Raw genomic sequence first — 21,905 nt, 5'->3', positions numbered from 1 at the left:
CGCCAGCCTGGGTGTTTTCTGGCCAGTGCCCGGGCCCCGCCGGCCGTGATCGGGCGGCGCCCTGCGTCGCGCCGGTAATCGCCAGTGCTCAGCTCCGTCCCCGGCGCCGCAGGGTCAGCCAGGCATCCAGGCTGTACAGCGCCAGGCCGGCCCAGATGCAGATGAAGGCCAGCAGGCGGCTCGGGTCGAACTGCTCGCCGAACACCCATACCGCCAGCACCAGCACCAGGGTCGGGGCGATGTACTGCAGGAAGCCCAGGGTGGTGTAGGGCAGGTGTCGGGCGGCGGCGTTGAAGCACACCAGGGGCACCAGGGTGATGGGGCCGGCGGCGATCAGCCAGAGGGCCTCCGAGCTGCTCCAGAAGGGCGCCTGGCTGCTCACCGCCGCGGGGTTCAGCAGCAGCCAGCCGAGGGCCAGCGGCAGCAGCAGCCAGGTTTCCACCACCAGGCCGGGCAGCGCGGCGACCGGCGCCTGCTTGCGGATCAGCCCGTAGAAACCGAAGGTCAGGGCCAGGGCCAGGGATACCCAGGGCAGGCTGCCGACCTGCCAGACCTGCTGCGCCACGCCCAGGGCGGCCAGGCCCACGGCCAGCCATTGCAGGCGGCGCAGACGCTCGCCGAGTAGCAGCAGGCCGAGCAGCACGTTGACCAGCGGATTGATGTAGTAGCCCAGGCTGGCCTCGAGCATGCGCTCGTTGTTCACCGCCCAGACGTAGATCAGCCAGTTGCTGGCGATCAGCACGCCGCAGGCCGCCAGCACGGCGAGGCGCCTGGGGTTGTCGCGCAGCTCGCGCAGCCAGCCCGGGTGCTTCCACAGCAGCAGCAGGGCGCCGCCGAACAGCGCGGACCAGAGCGCGCGATGGACGACGATCTCCAGGGCGGGAACGCTCTGGATGGCTTTGAAATAGAGGGGGAACAGGCCCCAGATGATGTAGGCGGTGAGGCCGAGAAGATACCCGCGGCGCGGGTTGACGGTGGCCATGCAGAGTCCTTGCTTAGGCAGCTAACTAAGGCCCTGGATTCTAGTCGGCCGCCTCCGCGCTTGTCTGCGGCCGCGGCGCTTTTCTTCCGGGCCGCGGCGCGCCGGCTGTAACGCGGTCGTTACAGCCCCGCCCAGGATCGTCAGAACAGCTTCAGCGGCTCCTCGTCCAGCGCCGCCAGCTGTTCGCGCAGCATCAGCACCTGCTCGCCCCAGTAGCGTTCGCTGCCGAACCAGGGGAAGCTCGGCGGGAAGGCCGGGTCGTCCCAGCGCCGCGCCAGCCAGGCACTGTAGTGCATCAGGCGCAGGGCGCGCAGGCCCTCGATCAGGGCCAGCTCGCGGGGGTTGAAGTCGTGGAACTCCTGGTAGCCGTCCATCAGCTCGGACAGCTGGCCGAGGCGCTCGTGGCGCTCGCCGGCGAGCATCATCCACAGGTCCTGCACGGCCGGCCCCATGCGGCAGTCGTCGAGGTCGACCATGTGGAAGGTGTCGTCGCGGCACAACAGGTTGCCGGGGTGGCAATCGCCGTGCAGGCGAATCCCCTGCACCGGGGTGTCGGCGAACAGGCGGTCGAGGCGCCCGAGCAGGTCGCGGGCCACCGACTCGTAGGCCGGCAGCAGGCTGCGCGGCACGAAGCCGCCGTCCAGCAGGGTGGCCAGCGAGGCGTGGCCGTAGTTGTCCACGCCGAGGTGTTCGCGGTGGGCGAACGGCCGGGTCGAGCCGACCGCGTGCAGGCGACCGAGCAGCTGGCCGAGGCGGTACAGCTGGTCCAGGTTGCCCGGCTCCGGGGCGCGACCGCCGCGGCGCGGGAACAGGGCGAAGCGAAAGCCGGCGTGCTCGAACAGGGTCTCGCCAGCGCGGGCCAGCGGCGCCACCACCGGTACCTCGCACTCGGCCAGTTCGAAGCTGAAGCTGTGTTCCTCGCGGATCGCCGCGTCGCTCCAGCGCTGCGGACGGTAGAACTTGGCGATCAGCGGCGCCTGGTCTTCGATGCCCACCTGGTAGACGCGGTTCTCGTAGCTGTTGAGCGCCAGTATCCGTGCGTCGCTGAGGTAGCCGAGGCTTTCCACGGCATCCAGGACCAGGTCGGGGGTGAGGGCGTCAAAGGGGTGGGACATGGGCGACTCCGCGGCGGTGATCGCACAGTGTACTCCCTGCGGCCGTCGCGGCGGCGAGCGTTCAGCGCTCGCCCGGCCTGGGCGTGCGGGCCAGGCAGTAGACATCGACCCGGGCCGCGCCGGCGCGCTTCAACAGACGGGCCAGGCTCTCGGCGGTGGCGCCGGTGGTCAGCACGTCGTCGACCAGGGCCAGGTGCCGCCCGGCCACCCGGCTCTCGGGCGCCAGGGCGAAGGCGTGGCGCAGGTTGCGCCGCCGTGCCGCGGCGTCCAGCTGTTGCTGGGCCTGGGTCTCGCCGGTGCGCCGCAGCCAGTGCGCCTGCTGGGGCAGGTGCAGGCTCTGGCTCAGCCATTCGGCGAGCAGCTGCGCCTGGTTGAAGCCGCGCCGGCGCTGGCGGCGCGCGGCCAGGGGCACCGCCAGCAGCAGCTCGGGGCGGGGCAGGCCGTCCGCGAAGGCGTGGCGCAGGTGATGTGACAGGAGCTCGCCGAGCAGGCGTCCCAAGGGCCACTGGGCCTGGTGCTTGAAACGGGTGATCAGGCTGTCCACCGGGAAGGCGTAGCGCCACGGCGCGGTGACCCGGTCGAAGCTCGGCGGCCGGTGCAGGCAGGCGCCGCAGGTCAGCCCGGCAGCGGACAGTGGCAGCGCGCAGACCTGGCAGTGTTCGCCCAGCCAGGGCAGCTCGCCCTCGCAGCTGCTGCACAGGGCGTGGGGCAGGTCGGCGGCTTCATCGCACAGCGTGCAATATTGTTTGTTTTTCAGCCATTGGTAAACCGCAGGCTGCTTGCCAGGTTGACAGCGCATAGGCCTTCCATAAAGATGCCGCACATCCGTGTAGTGCCTGTCGACTCTAGCAGGCCGTTGCCCCCAACAAGGAATCATCCATGAGCGCTACCACCGCCGCCAACCTGCGTCACGATTGGACTCCCGCCGAGGTCAAGGCGCTCTTCCAGCAACCCTTCAACGACCTGCTGTTCCAGGCGCAGACCGTGCACCGCGCGCATTTCGACGCCAACCGCGTGCAGGTCTCGACCCTGCTGTCGATCAAGACCGGCGCCTGTCCGGAAGACTGCAAGTACTGCCCGCAGTCCGGCCACTACAACACCGGCCTGGACAAGGAAAAGCTGATGGAGGTGCAGAAGGTGCTGGAGGCGGCGGCCGAGGCCAAGGCCATCGGCTCCACCCGCTTCTGCATGGGCGCGGCCTGGAAGCACCCCTCGGCCAAGGACATGCCCTATGTGCTGAAGATGGTCGAAGGGGTCAAGGCCCTGGGCCTGGAGACCTGCATGACCCTGGGCAAGCTGAGCAAGGAGCAGACCCAGGCCCTGGCCGAGGCGGGCCTCGACTACTACAACCACAACCTGGATACCTCGCCGGAGTTCTACGGCAACATCATCACCACCCGCACCTATTCCGAGCGCCTGGAGACCCTGGCCCACGTGCGCGAGTCGGGTATGAAGATCTGCTCCGGCGGCATCCTCGGCATGGGCGAGTCGCTGGACGACCGCGCCGGCCTGCTGATCCAGCTGGCCAACCTGCCGGAGCATCCGGAGTCGGTGCCGATCAACATGCTGGTCAAGGTCCAGGGCACGCCGCTGGCGGATGAGCAGGACGTCGACCCCTTCGACTTCATCCGCATGCTCGCCGTGGCGCGGATCATGATGCCCAAGTCCCACGTGCGCCTGTCCGCCGGCCGCGAGGCGATGAACGAGCAGATGCAGGCCCTGGCCTTCTTCGCCGGCGCCAACTCGATCTTCTACGGCGAGAAGCTGCTGACCACCGCCAACCCCCAGGCCGACAAGGACATGCAGCTGTTCGCCCGCCTCGGCATCAAGCCCGAGGAGCGCCAGGAGCACGCCGACGAGGTGCACCAGGCCGCCATCGAGCAGGCGTTGACCGAGCAGCGCGACTCCCAGCTGTTCTATAACGCCGCGGTCTGAAGTCGGGCGGTGGATGAGCTTCGCCTCATCCACCCTACCTAGTCCTCTGTCGGGTGGATAACCCGCCTGCGGTTATCCACCGGGTCTTGCCATGAGTTTCGATCTCGCCTCCCGCCTCGCCGAGCGCCGCGCCGCCCAGCTGTATCGCCAGCGGCCGTTGCTCGATTCGCCGCAGGGCCCGCAGGTCAGGGTCGACGGCCGCGAGCTGCTGGCCTTCTGCTCCAACGACTACCTCGGCCTGGCCAATCACCCTCAGGTGATCGAGGCCTGGCAGGCCGGCGCCCGGCGCTGGGGCGTCGGTGGTGGCGCCTCGCACCTGGTGATCGGCCACAGCACCCCGCACCACGAACTGGAGGAGGCCCTGGCCGCCTTCACCGGGCGGCCCCGGGCACTGCTGTTCTCCACCGGCTACATGGCCAACCTCGGCGCCGTCACCGCGCTGCTCGGCCAGGGCGACACGGTGCTGGAAGACCGTCTCAACCACGCGTCCCTGCTGGACGCCGGGCTGCTGTCCGGCGCGCGCTTCTCCCGTTACCTGCACAACGATGCCGCCAGCCTGGCCGGCCGCCTGGAGAAGGCGGCCGGCAACACCCTGGTGGTGACCGACGGGGTGTTCAGCATGGACGGCGACCTGGCCGACCTGCCGGCGCTCTGCGCCGCGGCGAAGAAGCGGGACGCCTGGGTGATGGTCGACGACGCCCACGGCTTCGGCCCGCTCGGGGCCAACGGCGGTGGCATCGCCGAGCACTTCGGCCTCGGCACGGACGAGGTGCAGGTGCTGGTCGGCACCCTGGGCAAGGGCTTCGGTACCGCCGGTGCCTTCGTCGCCGGCAGCGAAGAGCTGGTCGAGACCCTGGTGCAGTTCGCCCGGCCCTACATCTACACCACCAGCCAGCCGCCGGCGCTGGCCTGCGCCACCCTCAAGAGCCTGGAGCTGCTGCGCGCTGAAGGCTGGCGCCGCGAGCACCTGAATGCCTTGATCCAGCGCTTTCGCCAGGGCGCCACAGAGATCGGCTTGACCCTGATGGACAGCGCGACGCCGATCCAGCCGATCCTGGTCGGCGACAGCGGCCGCGCCCTGCGCCTGTCGCAGCTGCTGCGCGAACGCGGCCTGCTGGTCACCGCGATCCGCCCGCCGACCGTGCCGGCCGGCAGTGCGCGCCTGCGGGTGACCCTGTCCGCGGCCCACAGCCTGGCGCAGCTGGAGCTGCTGCTGGAGGCCCTGGCCGAGTGCTGGCCGCAACTGGCGACTGATGACGAGGAGAGCGGCCATGCGTGATCGCCTGATCCTGTTGCCCGGCTGGGGCCTGGGCACCGCCCCCCTGGAACCCCTGGCCGAGGCCCTGCGCGGCCTGGATCAGCGCCTGCGGGTGCAGGTCGAGCCATTGCCGCCGCTGGCCAGCAGCGACCCCGAGGCCTGGCTCGACGAGCTGGACGCCAACCTGCCCGAGGACGCCTGGCTGGGCGGCTGGTCGCTGGGCGGCATGCTCGCCGCCCAGCTGGCGGCGCGGCGGGGCGAGCGTTGCAGCGGGCTGCTGTGCCTGGCCAGCAATCCGCGCTTCGTCGCCGACGGGCAGTGGCCCGCGGCCATGCCGGCGGAAACCTTCGCCGCCTTCCGCCAGGGCTGCGCCCAGGATGCGCGGGCCACCCTGAAGCGCTTCGCCCTGCTCTGCGCCCAGGGCGCCAGCGACGCCCGCGGGCTGTCGCGCCAGCTGCTCGGCGCGGCGCCCCAGACCGGGGCCGATGCCTTGCTGGCCGGCCTCGATCTGCTCGCCGCGCTGGATGGCCGCGCCGCGCTGCAGGCCTTCGTCGGCCCGCAGCTGCACCTGTTCGCCGGGCGCGACGCGCTGGTGCCGGGCCAGGCCGCGGCGGCCCTGCTCGACCTGCTGCCGGACGTCGAGATCGGCCTGATCGATGCGGCCAGCCATGCCTTCGTCCTGGAGCGCCCCCACGAGGTGGCGGCGGCGATCCAGGCCTTCCTGCACGAGGCCGGTGATGACTGATCAGGCCCAGACGGGGCTGCCGGACAAGCGCCAGGTCGCCGCGTCCTTCTCCCGGGCGGCGGACAGCTACGACAGCGTCGCCGCGCTGCAGCGCAGCGTCGGCGCGCAGCTGCTGGCGCGACTGCCAGCGGACCTGGCGCCGCGCCGCTGGCTCGATCTGGGCTGCGGCACCGGCCATTTCAGCCGCGCCCTAGGCGCGCGTTTCGCCGCGGCCGAGGGCGTGGCCCTGGATATCGCCGAGGGCATGCTGCGCCACGCCCGTCCCCTGGGCGGGGCGCGGCAGTTCATCGCCGGCGATGCCGAGTGCCTGCCGCTGCGCGATGCGTCTTGCGACCTGCTCTACTCCAGCCTGGCGCTGCAATGGTGCGGGGACTTCCAGGCAGTACTGGGCGAGGCCCGCCGGGTGCTGCGCCCCGGCGGCGTGCTGGCGTTCAGCAGCCTGTGCGTCGGCACCCTGCAGGAGCTGCGCGACAGCTGGCAGGCGGTGGACGGCTTCGTCCACGTCAACCGCTTCCGCCGTTTCGCCGATTACCAGCGGCTGTGCGGCGCCAGCGGCCTGGGCCTGCTGAGCCTGGAAGCACGGGCCGAGGTGCTGCATTTTCCCGACCTGCGCAGCCTGACCCATGAGCTCAAGGCCCTCGGCGCCCACAACCTCAATCCCGGGCGCCCCGGCGGCCTCACCGGGCGGGCGCGCATCCTGGCGCTGCGCGAGGCCTACGAAGGCTTCCGCCAGCCCCAGGGCCTGCCGGCCACCTACCAGGTGGTCTATGGCGTGTTGCGCAAGGAGAGTTGAAATGCCCGGCGCCTGCTTCGCTAGCGGCGCCGGCACCCCGCTCTTTGGTAGGGCGGCGGCAAGACCACCCCTTGGGGAAGCTTGATATGGCTCAGGCCTACTTCGTCCCGGTTTTCGGTAGGGCAGCGGCAAGACCACCCCTTGGGGAGAACTGATATGGCACAGGCCTACTTCGTCGCCGGCACCGACACCCCGGTTTTCGGTAGAGAGGCGGCAAGACCACCCCTTGGGGAGAATTGATATGGCACAGGCCTACTTCATCACCGGCACCGACACCGAGATCGGCAAGACCACCATCGCCGCCGGCCTGCTGCATGCCGCGCGCCGCGCCGGCCTGAGCACCGCGGCGGCCAAGCCGGTGGCCTCCGGCTGCGTGCAGACCCGCGAGGGCCTGCGCAACGAGGATGCCCTGGCCCTGCTCGGCGAATGCAGCCTGGCGTTGCGCTACGAGGAGGTCAATCCGCTGGCCTTCGAGCCGGCCATCGCCCCTCATCTGGCGGCCCGCGAGGTGGGCGTGCAGCTGGATGTGGCGACGCTGCTCGGGCCGGTGCAGGCGATCCTCGACAGGGGCGCGGACCTGACCCTGGTCGAGGGCGCCGGCGGCTGGCGCGTGCCCCTGGCCGGCGGGGCGTCCTTGTCCGACCTGGTGATGGCCTTGCGGTTGCCGGTGATCCTGGTGGTGGGCGTGCGCCTGGGCTGCATCAACCAGGCGGTGCTGACCGCCGAGGCGATCGCCCGCGACGGCCTGCCCCTGGCCGGCTGGGTGGCCAACGTGGTCGACCCGCAGACCTCGCGCCTGGAGGACAACCTGGCGACCCTGGCCGAGCGCCTGCCGGCGCCCTGCCTGGGCCGTGTGCCGCGTCTGCCCCGGCCGTCCCCGGCGGCGGTGGCCGAGTACCTCGACCTGGCGCCGCTCGGCATCGCGTTATAACCCGGCCGGGGGCCATCGCCAATTGCCAGTAGGTCGCCGGGGGGTTTTCTGCTTCAATGCAGGGCATCAACCAGTTTCCCTGCGGGAGTCGGTCAATGGAAATTTCCGCTAACGCCTTCGGTGCGGGCATCGCCAGCATTCAGACGGGACAGCGCCGCATCGACCAGGCGGCGACGCAGATCGCCGACGCCGCCCTGGCACCGCCACAGTCGCAGCCACAACAGGCCCGGGTCGACGCCGTGCCCGCGTCCGACACGCGCGCCCCGGCCGACCTGGAGGAAAGCCTGGTGGCCCTGCGGGTCGGGCAGCATGAGGCACAGGTCGGCGCGCGCCTGGTCAAGACCGCCGACGAAGTGCTGGGCACCCTGATCGACACCCAGGCATAACCACCTGCCCGGGGCCGCAGCGGCCTCCGAGCCCGGGCGCCTTCCCGCGCCAGGCAGCCCCGCCCTGCGGCCGACAGCCAGGAGGGACCGATGCAGATCGGCGGCCCTAGCCCTTATCCGCTTCAGGGCCTCGCCCTGCGCGCCGCGGCCCCATTCTCGTCTGCCGAGCGCTCCGAGCAGTCCGCCGCGCCAGCGGAGCCTGCCGAGCGCGGCGCCGGCCAACAACCCCAGCAACAGCAGCAGATAGCCGAACTGAGCAGCCGCGATCGCGAGGTGCGTGCCCATGAGCAGGCCCATGCCGCGGTCGGCGGCCCCTATGCCGGGGCGCCGAGCAACAGCTATAGCCGCGGCCCGGATGGCCGGCGCTATGTGACTGCCGGCACGGTCGCCATCGATGTCGGCCCTGTAGCCGGAGACCCCGCAGCCACCCTGCACAAGATGGAGGTGGTCCTGCGCGCCGCCCTGGCTCCGGCCGAGCCGTCCGCCGAGGACCGTCGCGTGGCGGCGCAGGCCCAGGGCCAGATGGTCCAGGCCCGGATCGAACTGGCCGAGCGACAGCGTGATCAGCGCGCGCGGCCAGCCACTGCGCTGCAGTCCAATGGCCAGGCCGAGCATGGGTCGGGGCCGGGGCAACTGCTCGACCTCAGGGCCTAGCCCGTCATCCGCCGATGCTTGACAAGGGGGGGGGCGTAAACGTATGTTTCAAACACGCGTTTGATTGTTCGTTGGCCAACCGGGCCGGCGAGCAGTCGGGAATGACCCGCAACCGACCGTATTTCCGGTCACCCAAACACTCAGAGTCCACCGCAGAGGTTAACCGCTATGCCTGATTACAAGGCCCCCTTGCGTGATATTCGCTTCGTTCGCGACGAACTGCTCGGCTACGAAGCGCACTATCAGAGCCTGCCTGGCTGCCAAGACGCTACTCCGGACATGGTCGACGCCATCCTCGAAGAGGGCGCCAAGTTCTGTGAGCAGGTACTGTCTCCGCTGAATCGTGTGGGTGATACCGAGGGCTGTACCTGGAGCGAGTCCGGCGTCAAGACGCCGACCGGCTTCAAGGAAGCCTACAAGCAGTTCGTCGAAGGCGGCTGGCCGAGCCTGGCCCATGATGTCGACCACGGCGGCCAGGGCCTGCCGGAGTCCCTTGGCCTGGTCATCAGCGAGATGGTCGGCAGCGCCAACTGGTCCTGGGGCATGTACCCCGGCCTGTCCCACGGCGCGATGAACACCATCGCCGCCCACGGCACCGACGAGCAGAAGCACGGCTACCTGACCAAGCTGGTGTCCGGCGAGTGGACCGGCACCATGTGCCTGACCGAGCCGCACTGCGGCACCGACCTGGGCATGCTGCGCACCAAGGCCGAGCCCCAGGCCGACGGCAGCTACAAGGTGTCCGGCACCAAGATCTTCATCTCCGCCGGCGAGCACGACATGGCCGACAACATCGTCCATATCGTCCTGGCCCGCCTGCCCGATGCCCCCGCCGGCACCAAGGGCATCTCGCTGTTCATCGTGCCCAAGTTCCTGCCCAATGCCGACGGCGGCGTAGGCGAGCGCAATGCGGTCACCTGTGGCTCGATCGAACACAAGATGGGCATTCACGGCAACGCCACCTGCGTGATGAACTTCGACGGTGCCACCGGCTACCTGATCGGCCCGGCGAACAAGGGCCTGAACTGCATGTTCACCTTCATGAACACCGCCCGCCTGGGTACCGCGCTGCAGGGCGTGGCCCATGCCGAGCTGGCCTTCCAGGGCGGCCTGAAGTACGCCCGCGAGCGTCTGCAGATGCGCTCCCTGACCGGCCCGAAGGCGCCGGACAAGGCCGCCGACCCGATCATCGTGCACCCGGACGTGCGCCGCATGCTGTTGACCATGAAGGCCTTCGCCGAAGGCAACCGCGCCATGGTCTACTTCACCGCCAAGCAGGTGGACATCGTCAAGTACAGCCAGGACGAGGCCGAGAAGCAGCAGGCCGACGCGCTGCTGGCCTTCCTCACCCCGATCGCCAAGGCCTTCATGACCGAAGTGGGCTTCGAGGCCGCTTCCCATGGCATGCAGATCTATGGCGGCCACGGCTTCATCAGCGAGTGGGGCATGGAGCAGAACCTGCGCGACTGCCGCATCTCCATGATGTACGAAGGCACCACCGGCGTGCAGGCCCTGGACCTGCTCGGCCGCAAGATCCTCATGACCCAGGGCGAGGCGCTGAAGGGCTTCACCAAGATCGTCCACAAGTTCTGCCAGGGCAACGAGGGCAACGAGGCGGTCAAGGAGTTCGTCGAGCCCCTGGCCAAGCTGAACAAGGAGTGGGGCGAGCTGACCATGAAGGTCGGCATGGCCGCCATGAAGGACCGCGAGGAAGTCGGCGCCGCCTCGGTGGACTACCTGATGTACTCCGGTTACGCCTGCCTGGCCTACTTCTGGGCCGACATGGCGCGCCTGGCTGCCGAGAAGCTGGCTGCCGGCACCGAGGACGCGGCGTTCTACAAGGCCAAGCTGCAGACCGCGCGCTTCTACTTCGCGCGCATCCTGCCGCGGACTCGCACTCACGTCGAAGCCATGCTGTCCGGTGCCAGCAACCTGATGGACATGAGCGAGGACGACTTCGCCCTGGGTTACTAAGCCCTCGGTGAGTTCGAAGAAAGCCGCTGCCTTAACCGGCAGCGGCTTTTTTTGTGGGCTACTTTTCAGGAGCGGCGACAGCGTAGGCGACTGGTCGCCTTGCGCATCGTCTCCGGTGCTTAAGTGCCTGGGCTTAGGCAAAATGCCAGCTCTGCCGATCCCGTTGTCGCCCCTGGAGCTTGCCGTGTCGCGCCTCGCCGCTGTGCGTTTCAGTCACTTCCTGCCGTCGCTGCTGCTGCTCGCCGGCGGAGTGCTGGCGGCCGCGCTGCCGAGCCTGAGCGAGTTCTTCACCTCGTTGTTCAACGTATTGCCGACCCTGCTGCTGTTGCTGGGCGGCAGCTTCTGCCTGGTCTACGGCCGCCAGCGCGAGCTGTTCCTGCTGCTGGTGCTGTACCTCGGCTATTTCCTTCTGGATATCCAGCTCGACCATTACCGTGCCGAGGGGCGCGTGCGCGACGATGCGGCGCTGGTCTTCCATCTGTGCAGCCTGCTGCTGCCGCTGCTCTATGGCCTGTACGCGGCGTGGCAGGAACGCACCCACCTGTTGCAGGACCTGGTCGCCCGCGCCGCGGTGCTGCTGGCGGTGGGCGGCGTCGCCCTGGCGCTGGCGCAGCGCTACCCGCAGGCGGTGCTGCAGTGGCTGGCGCTGATTCGCTGGCCCACCCTGCACGGCGAGTGGATGAGCCTGGTGCAGCTGGCCTATCCGCTGTTCCTGCTCGGCTTCGTCCTCCTGCTGCTGCAGTACCTGCGCGCGCCGCGCCCGCTGCATGCGGCGCAGCTGCTGGGGCTGAGCGGCCTGCTGTGGATGCTGCCGAAGATCTTCAGCCTGCCCCATGCCCTGAACGTGATGAGCAGCCAGGTGATGCTGATGCTGGTCGCGGCGGTGGCCCACGAGGCCTACCAGATGGCCTTTCGCGACGAGTTGACCGGCCTGCCGGGGCGGCGCGCGTTGAACGAGCGCCTGCAGCGCCTGCCGCGCCACTACGTGATCGCCATGGCCGACGTCGACCACTTCAAGAAGTTCAACGACAGCCATGGCCACGACGTCGGCGACCAGGTGCTGCGCCTGGTCGCCAGCCAGCTGCGCAAGGTCGGCGGCGGTGGCCAGGCCTACCGCTACGGCGGCGAGGAGTTCACCCTGGTGTTTCCCGGTCGCACCCTGGACGAGTGTCTGCCGCACCTGGAGGCGGTGCGCCAGGCGGTGGAGGGCTATCGCCTGCAGCTGCGCGACAAGCAGCAGCGGCCCAGGGACGACAGGCAGGGCCGGGCCCGCCGTGGCAGCGCCGCGGCCGGCGAGGTGTCGGTGACGCTGAGCATGGGGGTGGCCGAGCGCGAGGCCCGGCAGGGCAACCCGGAAGAGGTGATCAAGGCCGCGGACGAGGCGCTGTACAGCGCCAAGAGTGCCGGGCGCAACTGCATCCGCAGCCACGGCCAGCGCCGTGGCGCGGTCAGGCTGGTCCGTCCATCGCCTTGAGCGCTTTTGCCGGCGCATGCAGCGCGGCCAGGGTCGTTGTCAGGGGCGGCCACGGCTTCATCCGCGAGTGGGCATGGAGCGGCTGGTGCGCGACTGCCGCATCGCGCCGCTCTACGAGGGCACCAACGGCACCCAGGCCCTCGACCTGCTCGGGCGCAAGCTGCTGCGCGGCTTCGCCCAGATCGTCCACACCTTCTGCCAGGCCCAGGCCGAGCACTTCGCCTTCTGACGAGCGGTCGAGCGTCTGGGCGCCCGTCGTGCGGCAGGCCCTGGCAATCGGCGGCCTGCATGACCGTATATGACTAAAGGGTCATAACGCGACGCTATGTGTCTTAAAAGTTGTTGGGGTAAGCTCCAAGGCCTGATGCAAACCCGTTGGTTCGTTCGAGGATTCCCCCATGGCTGACTACCAAGCTCCCCTGCGCGACATGCGCTTCGTGCTCAATGAAGTGTTCGAGGTTTCCAAGCTGTGGGCCGAGCTGCCGGCCCTGGCCGAGGTGGTGGACGAAGACACCGCCAATGCCATCCTCGAGGAAGCCGGCAAGGTCACCGCCGGGGTGGTCGCACCGCTGAACCGCAGCGGCGACGAGGAAGGCTGCAGCTGGGACAACGGTGCCGTGCGCACCCCGGCCGGCTTTCCCGCGGCCTACAGGACCTATGCCGAGGGCGGCTGGGTCGGCGTCGGCGGCGATCCGCGCTTCGGCGGCATGGGCATGCCCAAGGTGATCTCGGCCCAGGTCGAGGAGATGGTCAACTCGGCCAACCTGTCCTTCGGCCTCTACCCGATGCTGACCGCCGGCGCCTGCCTGTCGCTCAACGCCCACGCCAGCGAAGAGCTCAAGGAAAAATACCTGCCGAACATGTACGCCGGCACCTGGGCCGGTTCCATGTGCCTGACCGAGCCCCACGCCGGCACCGACTTAGGCATCATCCGCACCAAGGCCGAGCCCCAGGCCGACGGCAGCTACAAGATCAGCGGCACCAAGATCTTCATCACCGGCGGCGAGCACGACCTGACCGAGAACATCATCCACCTGGTGCTGGCCAAGCTGCCGGACGCCCCGGCTGGGCCCAAGGGCATCTCGCTGTTCCTGGTGCCCAAGTTCATGGTGGGTGCCGACGGCAGCCTGGGCGAGCACAACAGCCTGTCCTGCGGCTCCATCGAGCACAAGATGGGCATCAAGGCCTCGAGCACCTGCGTGATGAACTTCGACGGCGCCACCGGCTGGATCATCGATGCGCCGAACAAGGGCCTGGCGGCCATGTTCACCATGATGAACTACGAGCGCCTGGGCGTCGGCATCCAGGGCCTGGCCACCGGCGAGCGCTCCTACCAGAGCGCCATCGAGTACGCCCGCGAGCGCATCCAGAGCCGCGCGCCGAGCGGCCCGCAGGCCAAAGACAAGGTCGCCGACCCGATCATCGTGCATCCCGACGTGCGCCGCATGCTGCTGACCATGAAGGCGCTGAACGAGGGCGGTCGGGCCTTCTCCAGCTACGTCGCCCTGCAGCTGGACACCGCCAAGTTCAGCGAGGACCCGGCCACGCGCAAGCGCGCCGAGGAGCTGGTAGCGCTGCTGACCCCGGTGGCCAAGGCCTTCCTCACCGACATGGGCCTGGAGACCACCCTTCACGGTCAGCAGGTGTTCGGCGGCCACGGCTTCATCCGCGAGTGGGGCCAGGAGCAGCTGGTGCGCGACTGCCGCATCACCCAGATCTACGAGGGCACCAACGGCATCCAGGCCCTCGACCTGGTCGGGCGCAAGGTGGTCGGCAGCGGCGGCGCCTTCTACCAGCACTTCGCCGAGGAAATCGCGCGCTTCACCGACTCGGCCGACAGCAGCCTGGCCGAGTTCACCGAGCCGCTCAAGGCCGCCATCGCCAACCTGGAGCAGATGACCGCCGACCTGCTGGAGCGGGCCAAGACCGACCCCAACGAGATCGGCGCCGCCTCGGTCGAGTACCTGCACGTGTTCGGCTACACCGCCTACGCCTACATGTGGGCGCTGATGGCCAAGGCGGCCCTGGGCAAGGCCGGCGAGGACGACTTCTACGCCAGCAAGCTGGGCACCGCGCGCTTCTACTTCGCCCGCATCCTGCCGCGCATTCACTCGCTCAGCGCCTCGGTCAAGGCCGGCAGCGAGAGCCTGTACCTGCTGGACGCGTCGCAGTTCTAAGCGGTCTTCAGCAAGCCCAAAGCCCCGGCCCAGTGCCGGGGCTTTTGCTTTCGGGGCTTGCATGGGCGCTCTGGCCCTAGGCCTGCCTCGATGCGCGCGAGACCACTTAATTTGTCGTTCCTGACACCAAAAAACCTTGCGCCACGGTCTTTCGCCCCACAGGCCCCGGGCTTGCGGCACGGGCAGCTTTTTCCTCGCCAGCGACGACAAAAATCATAATTTCGCGAATCCCTGCGCCTGACCAGAATGCGGCCAACACCCATCGACAGCCGCAACCGATCAGGATCAGAGGAAGCAAGCCATGACCGATCTCAACCAAGCCTGGCCGCCATGTATCGGCCAGTCCCTGGAAACCCTGGAAATCGACACCCTGGTGGTCGGCGCCGGCCAGGCCGGCGTGGCCATGAGCGAGCACCTCAGTGCGCTCGGCGTGCCGCACCTGGTGCTGGAGAGAAACCGTATCGCCGAGGCCTGGCGCACGGGGCGCTGGGATTCGCTGGTGGCCAACGGTCCGGCCTGGCACGACCGCTTCCCGGGGCTGGAGTTTGACGATCTCGACCCCGACGCCTTCGCCCCGAAGGAGCGCGTGGCGGCCTATTTCGAGGCCTACGCCGAGAAGTTCGCCGCGCCCATTCGCACCGGCGTCGAGGTGAGGAGGGTGGTGCGCAATGCCGATCGCCCGGGTTTCACCATCGAGACCTCCCAGGGCGTGATCCGCGCCCAGCGGGTGGTCGCCGCCACAGGCCCCTTCCAGCGCCCGGTGATTCCGGCCATCGCGCCGCAGGACGAGGGGCTGTGCCAGATCCACTCCGCCGCCTACTGCAACCCGCAGCAGCTGCCCGCGGGCGCGGTGCTGGTGGTGGGGGCCGGTTCCTCGGGCGTGCAGATCGCCGACGAGCTGATGCGGGCCGGGCGCCGGGTGTACCTCTCGGTCGGCCCCCACGACCGCCCGCCGCGCACCTACCGCGGCCGCGACTTCTGCTGGTGGCTGGGCGTGCTCGGCCTGTGGGACGCCGAGGAAGTGCAGCCGGACCGCGAGCACGTGACCATCGCCGTCAGCGGCGCCCGCGGCGGCGAGACCATCGACTTCCGCCGCCTGGCGGGCGAGGGCATGACCCTGGTCGGCCTGACCCAGTCCTTCGACGGCGGCCGGGTGACCTTCCGGGACGACCTGGTCGGCAACCTGGCCGCGGGCGACGAGAACTACCTGGCCCTGCTGGATGCGGCCGACGCCTATGTCGTCCGCAACGGCCTGGACCTGCCGGAGGAGCCGGAGGCGCGCCGCCGCTACCCGGATGCCGAATGCGTGCGCGAGCCGATTCGCCAGTTGCACCTGGCCGAGGCCGGCATCCGCTCGATCATCTGGGCCACCGGCTATGCCGTGGACTTCGGCTGGCTGCAGGTCGACGCCTTCGACGCCCAGGGCAAGCCCCAGCACCAGCGCGGCGTGTCCCGCGAGCCGGGCGTGTATTTCCTCGGGTTGCCCTGGCTGTCGCGGCGCGGCTCCTCGTTCATCTGGGGCGTGTGGCACGACGCCAAGCACATCGCCGGGCATATCGCCACGCAGCGCAGCTACCTCGCCTACCGCGATGCCGAGCAGCGCCAGAACGCCTGACTCAACCCACAGATTGAAGGACGCACAGCCATGCCGACCCATACCCGCATCCGCATGTTCAACACCCAAGACACCTATCCCAACCAGAGCCTGGACAACGACCTGTGCCAGGCCGTGCGCGCCGGCAACACCGTCTATGTACGCGGCCAGGTGGGCACCGACTTCGACGGGCGCCTGGTCGGCCTGGGCGATGCCCGGGCCCAGGCCGAGCAGGCCATGAAGAACGTCAAGCAACTGCTGGAGGAGGCCGGCAGCGACCTCAGCCATATCGTCAAGACCACCACCTACCTGATCGACCCGCGCTACCGCGAGGCGGTCTACCAGGAGGTCGGCAAATGGCTCAAGGGCGTGTTTCCCATCTCCACCGGCCTGGTGGTGAGCGCCCTGGGCCAGCCGCAGTGGCTGATGGAGATCGACGTGATCGCCGTCATTCCCGACCACTGGCAACAGTGAGGCGCGCGCCATGACCTTCTCCATCGTCGGCCGCTGCGCCGAAACCGGGCAGTTGGGCATCGCCATCAGCTCCTCGAGCATCGCCGTGGGCGCGCGCTGCCCCTGGCTGCGCGCCGGGGTCGGCGCGGTGGCCAGCCAGAACATCACCCTGCCGGCCCTCGGCCCGCAGATCCTCGATGCCCTGGAGAGCGGCCTGGAGCCGGCGGCGGCCCTGGACCAGGCGCTGACCCGCAACGGCTACAGCCAGTACCGCCAGGTGGCGCTGCTCGACAGCCAGGGCCGCAGCGCGGTGTTCACCGGCAGCCAGGCCCTGGGCGTGCACAACGCCCAGGCCGGCGAGCAGTGCGTGGCCGCCGGCAACCTGCTGGCCGACCGCGGGGTGGTCGAGGCCATGGTCCACGCCTTCGAACAGGGCAGCGGGGTGCTGGCCGAGCGCCTGCTGGCCGCCATGCGAGCGGCCATGGCCGCCGGCGGCGAGGCCGGCCCGGTGCACTCGGCGGCGCTGCAGGTGGTCGACGACCTGACCTGGCCGCTGGTCGACCTGCGGGTGGACTGGGCCGAGCAGGACCCCATCGGCGAACTGGACAGGCTGTGGCGCGCCTACCGGCCGCAGATGCGCGACTACGTGACCCGCGCCCTGGACCCGACCCGCGCGCCGAGCTACGGGGTGCCCGGGGATGAGTGAGATGAGCAGCCGCGAGCTGCTGGCCGAGCTGGTGGCCTTCCCCACGGTCAGCCGCGACTCCAACCTGGCGTTGATCGCCTTCATCCGCGCCTACCTCGAGGGCCTGGGGCTGACCTGCGAACTGGACTACAACGCCGAGCGGACCAAGGCCAACCTCTATGCCCGCCTGGGCCCGGACGGCCCGGGCGGGGTGATGCTGTCCGGGCACAGCGACGTGGTGCCGGTGGACGGCCAGGCCTGGACGGTCGAGCCGTTCCGTCTGAGCGAGCGCGACGGCCGCCTGTACGGCCGCGGCACGGCGGACATGAAGGGCTTTATCGCCTGCGTGCTGGCCAGTCTGCCGCGCTTCCTCGCCCGGCCGTTGCGCCGGCCGCTGCACCTGGCTATCTCCTACGACGAGGAGGTCGGCTGCCTGGGCGTGCGCAGCCTGGTCGCGGCGCTGGCCGCGCGGCCGGACAAGCCGGCGTTGTGCCTGATCGGCGAGCCCACCGAACTGCGCCCCGTGCTCGGTCACAAGGGCAAGCTGGCCATGCGCTGCCAGGTACGCGGCGCCGCCTGCCATTCGGCCTACGCCCCCCTGGGGGTCAACGCCATCGAGTACGCCGCCCGGCTGATCGGCAAGCTGGGCGAGATCGGCCAGCGTCTGGCCACCCCCGAGCGTCAGGATGTGCGCTTCGACCCGCCGTTCTCGACCGTGCAGACCGGGCTGATCCAGGGCGGTCGGGCGCTGAACATAGTGCCGGCCGACTGCCAGTTCGACTTCGAGGTGCGCGCCTTGCCGGCGGACGATCCGCAGCAGGTCGCCGACGCGCTGCGCGACTACGCCGAGACCGAGCTGCTGCCGCAGATGCGCGCGCGCAGCGACGCCAGCGCCATCGACCTGCAGCCGCTGTCCGCCTACCCGGGCCTGGCCACCGCGCCGGACGGCGAGGCGGCCGAGCTGCTGGCGCTGCTCAGCGGCCGCCGCGACTTCGGCACCGTGGCCTTCGGCACCGAGGGCGGGCTGTTCGCCGAGGCCGGCATCGCCACGGTGATCTGCGGGCCGGGCAGCATGGCGCAGGGCCACAAGCCGGACGAGTACGTCAGCCTCGAGCAACTGCAGGGCTGTGATGCCCTGCTGGTGCGCCTGGCCGACTGGTTGCAGCGCTAGGCCGCGTTAACCTTGGCCCGCCACCCGACTCACGGCCGGGCGCCTTTGCTTCTGGGGCAGAGGGGCGCTCGCCCTGCAGCGCTCCCGGCTTCGCGCCGGGTGGACAGCCGCGCAGCCTTTTCCACAGGTGCCCAGCCAGGCGAGCCCTGCACCGGCGACAAAGTGTGCCTGCGAAAAACAGCACAGCTGTAAGGCGTCGAGCGCCCGGCCGATTGGCTACTGTCGAGTTCGACGCGCTGCCATGGTGGCTGGCGGCGAGCGACGGGGGCGCAGAGCGATGCTGGAACCGCAAACCTTGGCGATATTTCTCGGGGCCGCGACCCTGCTGTTGCTGGTGCCGGGGCCCAACATGCTGTTCGTCGTGAGCCATGGCGTGCACTACGGCTGGCGCGGCGGGGTGGCGGCGGCCCTGGGCATCGGCCTGGCGGACCTGATTCTCACGCTGCTCACCGCCGCGGGCGTCACCGGCCTGGCGGCGGCCTGGCCGCCGTCCTTCGACCTGATCCGCTACTGCGGCGCCGCCTACCTGCTGTGGATGGCCTACCGCAGCCTGCGCAGCGTTGGCCCGCCTGCAGCGGCGGGCTGCGAGCGGGCGCCCCTGCAGGCGGTGGTGCTGCGCGCCATGTTCAACAGCCTGCTCAATCCCAAGGCGCTGCTGTTCTTCATCCTGTTCCTCCCGCAGTTCGTGGTCCCGGGAGAAGGGACCCTGGCGGGCCAGCTCCTGCTGCTGGGCGGGCTGTTGACGCTGCTGGCCCTGGTCTTTCACGCAGCCCTGGGCCTGTTCGGCGGCGGCATAGGCCGCGCTCTCGGCGGCCGGGAGCGGCTCGGGGGGCTGCACAGGTGGGGCCTGGCCGGTGTACTCGGCCTGCTGGCGCTGCGCCTGGTGCTGATGCCGCGCCCCGGCTGAGCGGCTATCCTGGTCGTGTCGGGCCGGCCGCCGTCACTCGACGTTGGTCTGCCCCAGCCGCTCCTTGCAGAACTCGACGAACAGCTGCGCCGGTTTGGTCAGCTGGGCGCGCTTGAGCCAGGCGGCGACCAGGCCGGAGCCCTGGACCTCTTCGGCGATCTCCACCGCCACCACCCGCTGGCCGTCGTAGGTGCACTCCGAGTGCGGGCGGGTGACCAGCAGGGAGAAGCCGAAGCCCTGGCCGACCATGCCGCGCACCATCTCGATGGACGGCGAGCTGAAGACGATGTTCGGCGTCAGGCCCAGCTCCTCGAACAGGCTGACGAAGTAGGTGCGACTCGGCTGCACGTCGAGCAGGATCATCGGCTCCAGGCACAGGTCGCGCAGCGACACCTGGGCCTGGCCGGTGAAGCGGTGGCCCTCCGGCAGCAGCGCGTAGGGCTTGGCCGGCGTCATCAGCGGCTCGCACGCGATGGTGCCGTCGAGGTCGTGGGCGTAGAGGATCGCCAGGTCGAAGCGCCCGGCGGTCAGGCCCTGCACCAGTTCCTGCTGCTCGCCGTCGCGCAGGCGGATCTCCACTCCGGGGTAGAGCGCGTTGAAGCCGGCGATCAGCCGCGGCAGGTAGAGCGGGGCGACGGTCTCGAAGCAGCCGATGTCGATCTGCCCGGCCACCACGTCGTTGTCGGCCAGGGCGTTCTGCTCGAACTCGTGGGCCAGGCGCAGCAGCTCCTGGGCCTTGCGGTAGAAGCGCGCGCCGCTCGGGGTCAGGGATACGCCCTGGGCGTGGTGGCGAATGAACAGCTGCACGCCGAAGCTTTCCTCCAGGCCCTTGATCGCCGTGGAGATCGACGGCTGGGCGATGTACAGCTTGCGCGAGGCCTCGGCCACGCTGCCGCACTCCACCGTGGTGACGAAATACTTGAGCTGGCGCAGGGTATAGGTCGCCATGGCTACCTCTGTCGCGGCTCTGCTGAGCCGTCTTGTCATGGAATACGAGGCCCCAACATACCCCAGGGCGGTTGCCGGGCTGCCCAGTTTTTTCATGGCCTGCGAGCATATATTTACTAATTTTCCTGAGCCCGGGGCTGGGCCACCATCGACCTCGACCACTACTGAGACCGCCACGTCGGTCGGGACGAGGAACGATGTTGCAACTGCGCGACTGGCAGCAGCGGGCTGCCCAACAAGGCTTTATCACCCAGGCACTGATCGATGGCCAGCTGCGCCCGGCGGCTTCCGGCGTCACCTTCGCCTCGATCAACCCGGCCACCAACCAGTGTCTGGCCGAGGTGGCCGCCTGTGGCGAACTGGAGATCGACGCCGCCGTGCGCAGCGCCCGCCGCGCCTTCGAGCTGGGCCCCTGGCCGCGCATGGCGCCGCGCGAGCGCAAGGCGGTGCTGTTGCGCCTGGCCGAGCTGATCCTGGCCCACCGCGAAGAGCTGGCCCTGCTCGACTCGTTGAACATGGGCAAGCCGGTGCGCGCTGCCTACGAGCTCGACGTGCCCGGCGCGGCCCAGGTGTTCGCCTGGTACGCCGAGAGCCTGGACAAGCTCTACGACCAGGTGGCGCCCACCGCCGCCGACGCCCTGGCCACCATCCGCCGCGAGCCGCTGGGGGTCATAGGCGCGGTGGTGCCGTGGAACTTTCCCCTCGACCTGGCCGCCTGGAAGCTGGCGCCGGCGCTGGCGGCCGGCAACTCGGTGGTGCTCAAGCCCGCCGAGCAGTCGCCGTTCTCCGCCCTGCGCCTGGGCCAGCTGGCCCTGGAGGCCGGCCTGCCGGACGGGGTGCTGAACGTGGTGCCGGGCCTGGGCGAGACCGCCGGCAAGGCCCTGGGCCTGCACATGGATGTGGACTGCCTGGCCTTCACCGGCTCCACCGAGGTGGGCAAGTACTTTATGGCTTATGCCGCTCAATCAAACTTGAAGCAAGTGTGGCTGGAGTGCGGCGGCAAGAGCCCCAACCTGGTGTTCGCCGACTGCCAGGACCTGGACCTGGCGGCGGAGAAGGCCGCCTTCGCCATCTTCTTCAACCAGGGCGAGGTCTGTTCGGCCAACTCGCGGCTGCTGGTCGAGCGCTCGATCCACGATGCGTTCGTCGAGCGCCTGGTCGCCAAGGCCCGCGACTGGCAGCCGGGCGACCCGCTGGACCCGGCCAGCGCCATGGGCGCCATAGTCGAGGCGCGGCAGAGCGAACGCATCATGGCCTGCATCGACCAGGCCCAGGGCGAGGGCGCGCGCCTGGCCTGCGGCGGCCGGCGGGTGTCGATCAATGGCTGCGACAACTTCATCCAGCCGACCCTCTTCACCGGCGTGCGCGCGGACATGCGCCTGGCCCGCGAGGAGGTGTTCGGCCCGGTGCTGGCGGTCAGCGCCTTCGACAGCGAGGAGGAGGCCGTGCGCCTGGCCAACGACAGCCCCTACGGCCTGGCCGCCTCGCTGTGGAGCGACGACCTCAACCGCGCCCACCGCGTGGCCCGCCGCCTGCGGGTCGGCACCGTGTCGGTGAACACGGTGGACGCCCTCGACGTCTGCGTGCCGTTCGGCGGCTGCAAGCAATCCGGCTTCGGCCGCGACCTGTCGCTGCAGGCCTTCGACAAGTACAGCCACCTGAAAACCACCTGGGTCCAGCTGCGCGGCTGAGCCGCGCACGGACCTTTTGCGTTCCCCCTGGC

20 protein-coding genes and 1 pseudogene are annotated in these 21,905 nt (G+C 69.7%); 17 read left to right on the top strand and 4 right to left on the bottom strand.

What is annotated here, in order from left to right; genetic code table 11:
• Positions 1-88: 88 nt before the first annotated feature.
• From rarD to I0D00_RS20370, 3 genes are all read right to left on the bottom strand, one after another.
• A complete protein-coding gene (gene rarD / locus I0D00_RS20380; protein ID WP_213641594.1) occupies positions 89-982 on the bottom strand; it encodes an EamA family transporter RarD in 894 nt (297 codons plus the stop codon).
• Between the two features lie 140 nt (positions 983-1,122).
• Entirely contained in the window at positions 1,123-2,097 is a 975-nt protein-coding gene (locus I0D00_RS20375; RefSeq protein WP_213641593.1) for a serine/threonine protein kinase, read from the bottom strand.
• 61 nt (positions 2,098-2,158) lie between these two features.
• A complete protein-coding gene (locus tag I0D00_RS20370) occupies positions 2,159-2,896 on the bottom strand; it encodes a ComF family protein (RefSeq protein WP_213641592.1) in 738 nt (245 codons plus the stop codon).
• 80 nt (positions 2,897-2,976) lie between these two features.
• On the opposite strand from I0D00_RS20370, the gene bioB reads away from it, so the two are divergent.
• The 16 genes and pseudogenes from bioB to I0D00_RS20290 all read left to right on the top strand — a co-directional run bounded on the left by bioB (position 2,977) and on the right by I0D00_RS20290 (position 19,234).
• The gene (bioB, locus tag I0D00_RS20365) at positions 2,977-4,032 is read left to right on the top strand and encodes a biotin synthase BioB (RefSeq protein ID WP_213641591.1); all 1,056 of its coding nucleotides are present in this window, start codon (positions 2,977-2,979) and stop codon (positions 4,030-4,032) included.
• Positions 4,033-4,123: 91 nt separating this feature from the next.
• Complete coding sequence (gene bioF, locus I0D00_RS20360) at positions 4,124-5,311, top strand: 8-amino-7-oxononanoate synthase (protein WP_213641590.1); 1,188 nt, start codon at positions 4,124-4,126, stop codon at positions 5,309-5,311.
• Positions 5,304-6,035 carry an alpha/beta fold hydrolase gene (locus I0D00_RS20355; protein WP_213641589.1) on the top strand — a complete coding sequence of 244 codons (732 nt, stop codon included), beginning with the start codon at positions 5,304-5,306 and terminating at the stop codon, positions 6,033-6,035. Before bioF ends, I0D00_RS20355 begins: the two co-directional genes overlap by 8 nt.
• Positions 6,028-6,828 (top strand): malonyl-ACP O-methyltransferase BioC, encoded by an 801-nt coding sequence (gene bioC, locus I0D00_RS20350; protein ID WP_213641588.1) that lies wholly within the window; start codon positions 6,028-6,030, stop codon positions 6,826-6,828. Before I0D00_RS20355 ends, bioC begins: the two co-directional genes overlap by 8 nt.
• A 241-nt stretch (positions 6,829-7,069) precedes the next feature.
• A complete protein-coding gene (gene bioD / locus I0D00_RS20345) occupies positions 7,070-7,759 on the top strand; it encodes a dethiobiotin synthase (protein WP_213641587.1) in 690 nt (229 codons plus the stop codon).
• 95 nt (positions 7,760-7,854) lie between these two features.
• The gene (locus tag I0D00_RS20340) at positions 7,855-8,145 is read left to right on the top strand and encodes a hypothetical protein (RefSeq protein ID WP_213641586.1); all 291 of its coding nucleotides are present in this window, start codon (positions 7,855-7,857) and stop codon (positions 8,143-8,145) included.
• 90 nt (positions 8,146-8,235) lie between these two features.
• On the top strand, positions 8,236-8,799 hold the full coding sequence (locus I0D00_RS20335) for a putative metalloprotease CJM1_0395 family protein (RefSeq protein ID WP_213641585.1): 564 nt from the start codon (positions 8,236-8,238) through the stop codon (positions 8,797-8,799).
• A gap of 168 nt (positions 8,800-8,967) precedes the next feature.
• Positions 8,968-10,773, top strand: coding sequence for an acyl-CoA dehydrogenase C-terminal domain-containing protein (locus I0D00_RS20330; RefSeq protein ID WP_213641584.1), 1,806 nt, complete (start codon positions 8,968-8,970; stop codon positions 10,771-10,773).
• A 184-nt stretch (positions 10,774-10,957) separates the two neighbouring features.
• On the top strand, positions 10,958-12,247 hold the full coding sequence (locus I0D00_RS20325) for a GGDEF domain-containing protein (protein ID WP_213641583.1): 1,290 nt from the start codon (positions 10,958-10,960) through the stop codon (positions 12,245-12,247).
• 38 nt (positions 12,248-12,285) lie between these two features.
• Positions 12,286-12,413 (top strand): annotated as a pseudogene (locus I0D00_RS20320) (acyl-CoA dehydrogenase family protein); the annotation flags it as partial.
• A 232-nt stretch (positions 12,414-12,645) separates the two neighbouring features.
• Positions 12,646-14,424, top strand: a complete 1,779-nt coding sequence (locus I0D00_RS20315; RefSeq protein ID WP_213641582.1) for an acyl-CoA dehydrogenase C-terminal domain-containing protein — start codon at positions 12,646-12,648, stop codon at positions 14,422-14,424.
• 301 nt (positions 14,425-14,725) lie between these two features.
• The gene (locus I0D00_RS20310) at positions 14,726-16,039 is read left to right on the top strand and encodes a flavin-containing monooxygenase (protein ID WP_213641581.1); all 1,314 of its coding nucleotides are present in this window, start codon (positions 14,726-14,728) and stop codon (positions 16,037-16,039) included.
• 30 nt (positions 16,040-16,069) lie between these two features.
• On the top strand, positions 16,070-16,492 hold the full coding sequence (locus I0D00_RS20305) for a RidA family protein (protein ID WP_213641580.1): 423 nt from the start codon (positions 16,070-16,072) through the stop codon (positions 16,490-16,492).
• A gap of 10 nt (positions 16,493-16,502) precedes the next feature.
• Complete coding sequence (locus I0D00_RS20300; protein WP_213641579.1) at positions 16,503-17,177, top strand: DUF1028 domain-containing protein; 675 nt, start codon at positions 16,503-16,505, stop codon at positions 17,175-17,177.
• Complete coding sequence (argE, locus tag I0D00_RS20295; RefSeq protein WP_213641578.1) at positions 17,170-18,327, top strand: acetylornithine deacetylase; 1,158 nt, start codon at positions 17,170-17,172, stop codon at positions 18,325-18,327. The genes I0D00_RS20300 and argE overlap by 8 nt, the downstream gene beginning before the upstream one ends.
• A 277-nt stretch (positions 18,328-18,604) precedes the next feature.
• Positions 18,605-19,234: a LysE family translocator gene (locus I0D00_RS20290; protein ID WP_213641577.1), complete on the top strand. Its 630-nt coding sequence runs from the start codon at positions 18,605-18,607 to the stop codon at positions 19,232-19,234.
• 33 nt (positions 19,235-19,267) lie between these two features.
• Here the strand turns inward: I0D00_RS20290 and I0D00_RS20285 are convergent, their stop codons facing one another.
• Positions 19,268-20,182 carry a LysR family transcriptional regulator gene (locus tag I0D00_RS20285; RefSeq protein WP_213641576.1) on the bottom strand — a complete coding sequence of 305 codons (915 nt, stop codon included), beginning with the start codon at positions 20,180-20,182 and terminating at the stop codon, positions 19,268-19,270.
• A gap of 197 nt (positions 20,183-20,379) precedes the next feature.
• Here I0D00_RS20285 and I0D00_RS20280 point away from each other — a divergent pair, with 197 nt between their 5' ends.
• Positions 20,380-21,873 carry an aldehyde dehydrogenase gene (locus I0D00_RS20280; protein WP_213641575.1) on the top strand — a complete coding sequence of 498 codons (1,494 nt, stop codon included), beginning with the start codon at positions 20,380-20,382 and terminating at the stop codon, positions 21,871-21,873.
• Positions 21,874-21,905 lie beyond the last annotated feature (32 nt).

Origin of the sequence: Pseudomonas lalucatii (genome assembly GCF_018398425.1) — a bacterium.
Classification (GTDB): domain Bacteria; phylum Pseudomonadota; class Gammaproteobacteria; order Pseudomonadales; family Pseudomonadaceae; genus Aquipseudomonas; species Aquipseudomonas lalucatii.
This window is presented reverse-complemented; position numbering and strand designations above follow the sequence as displayed.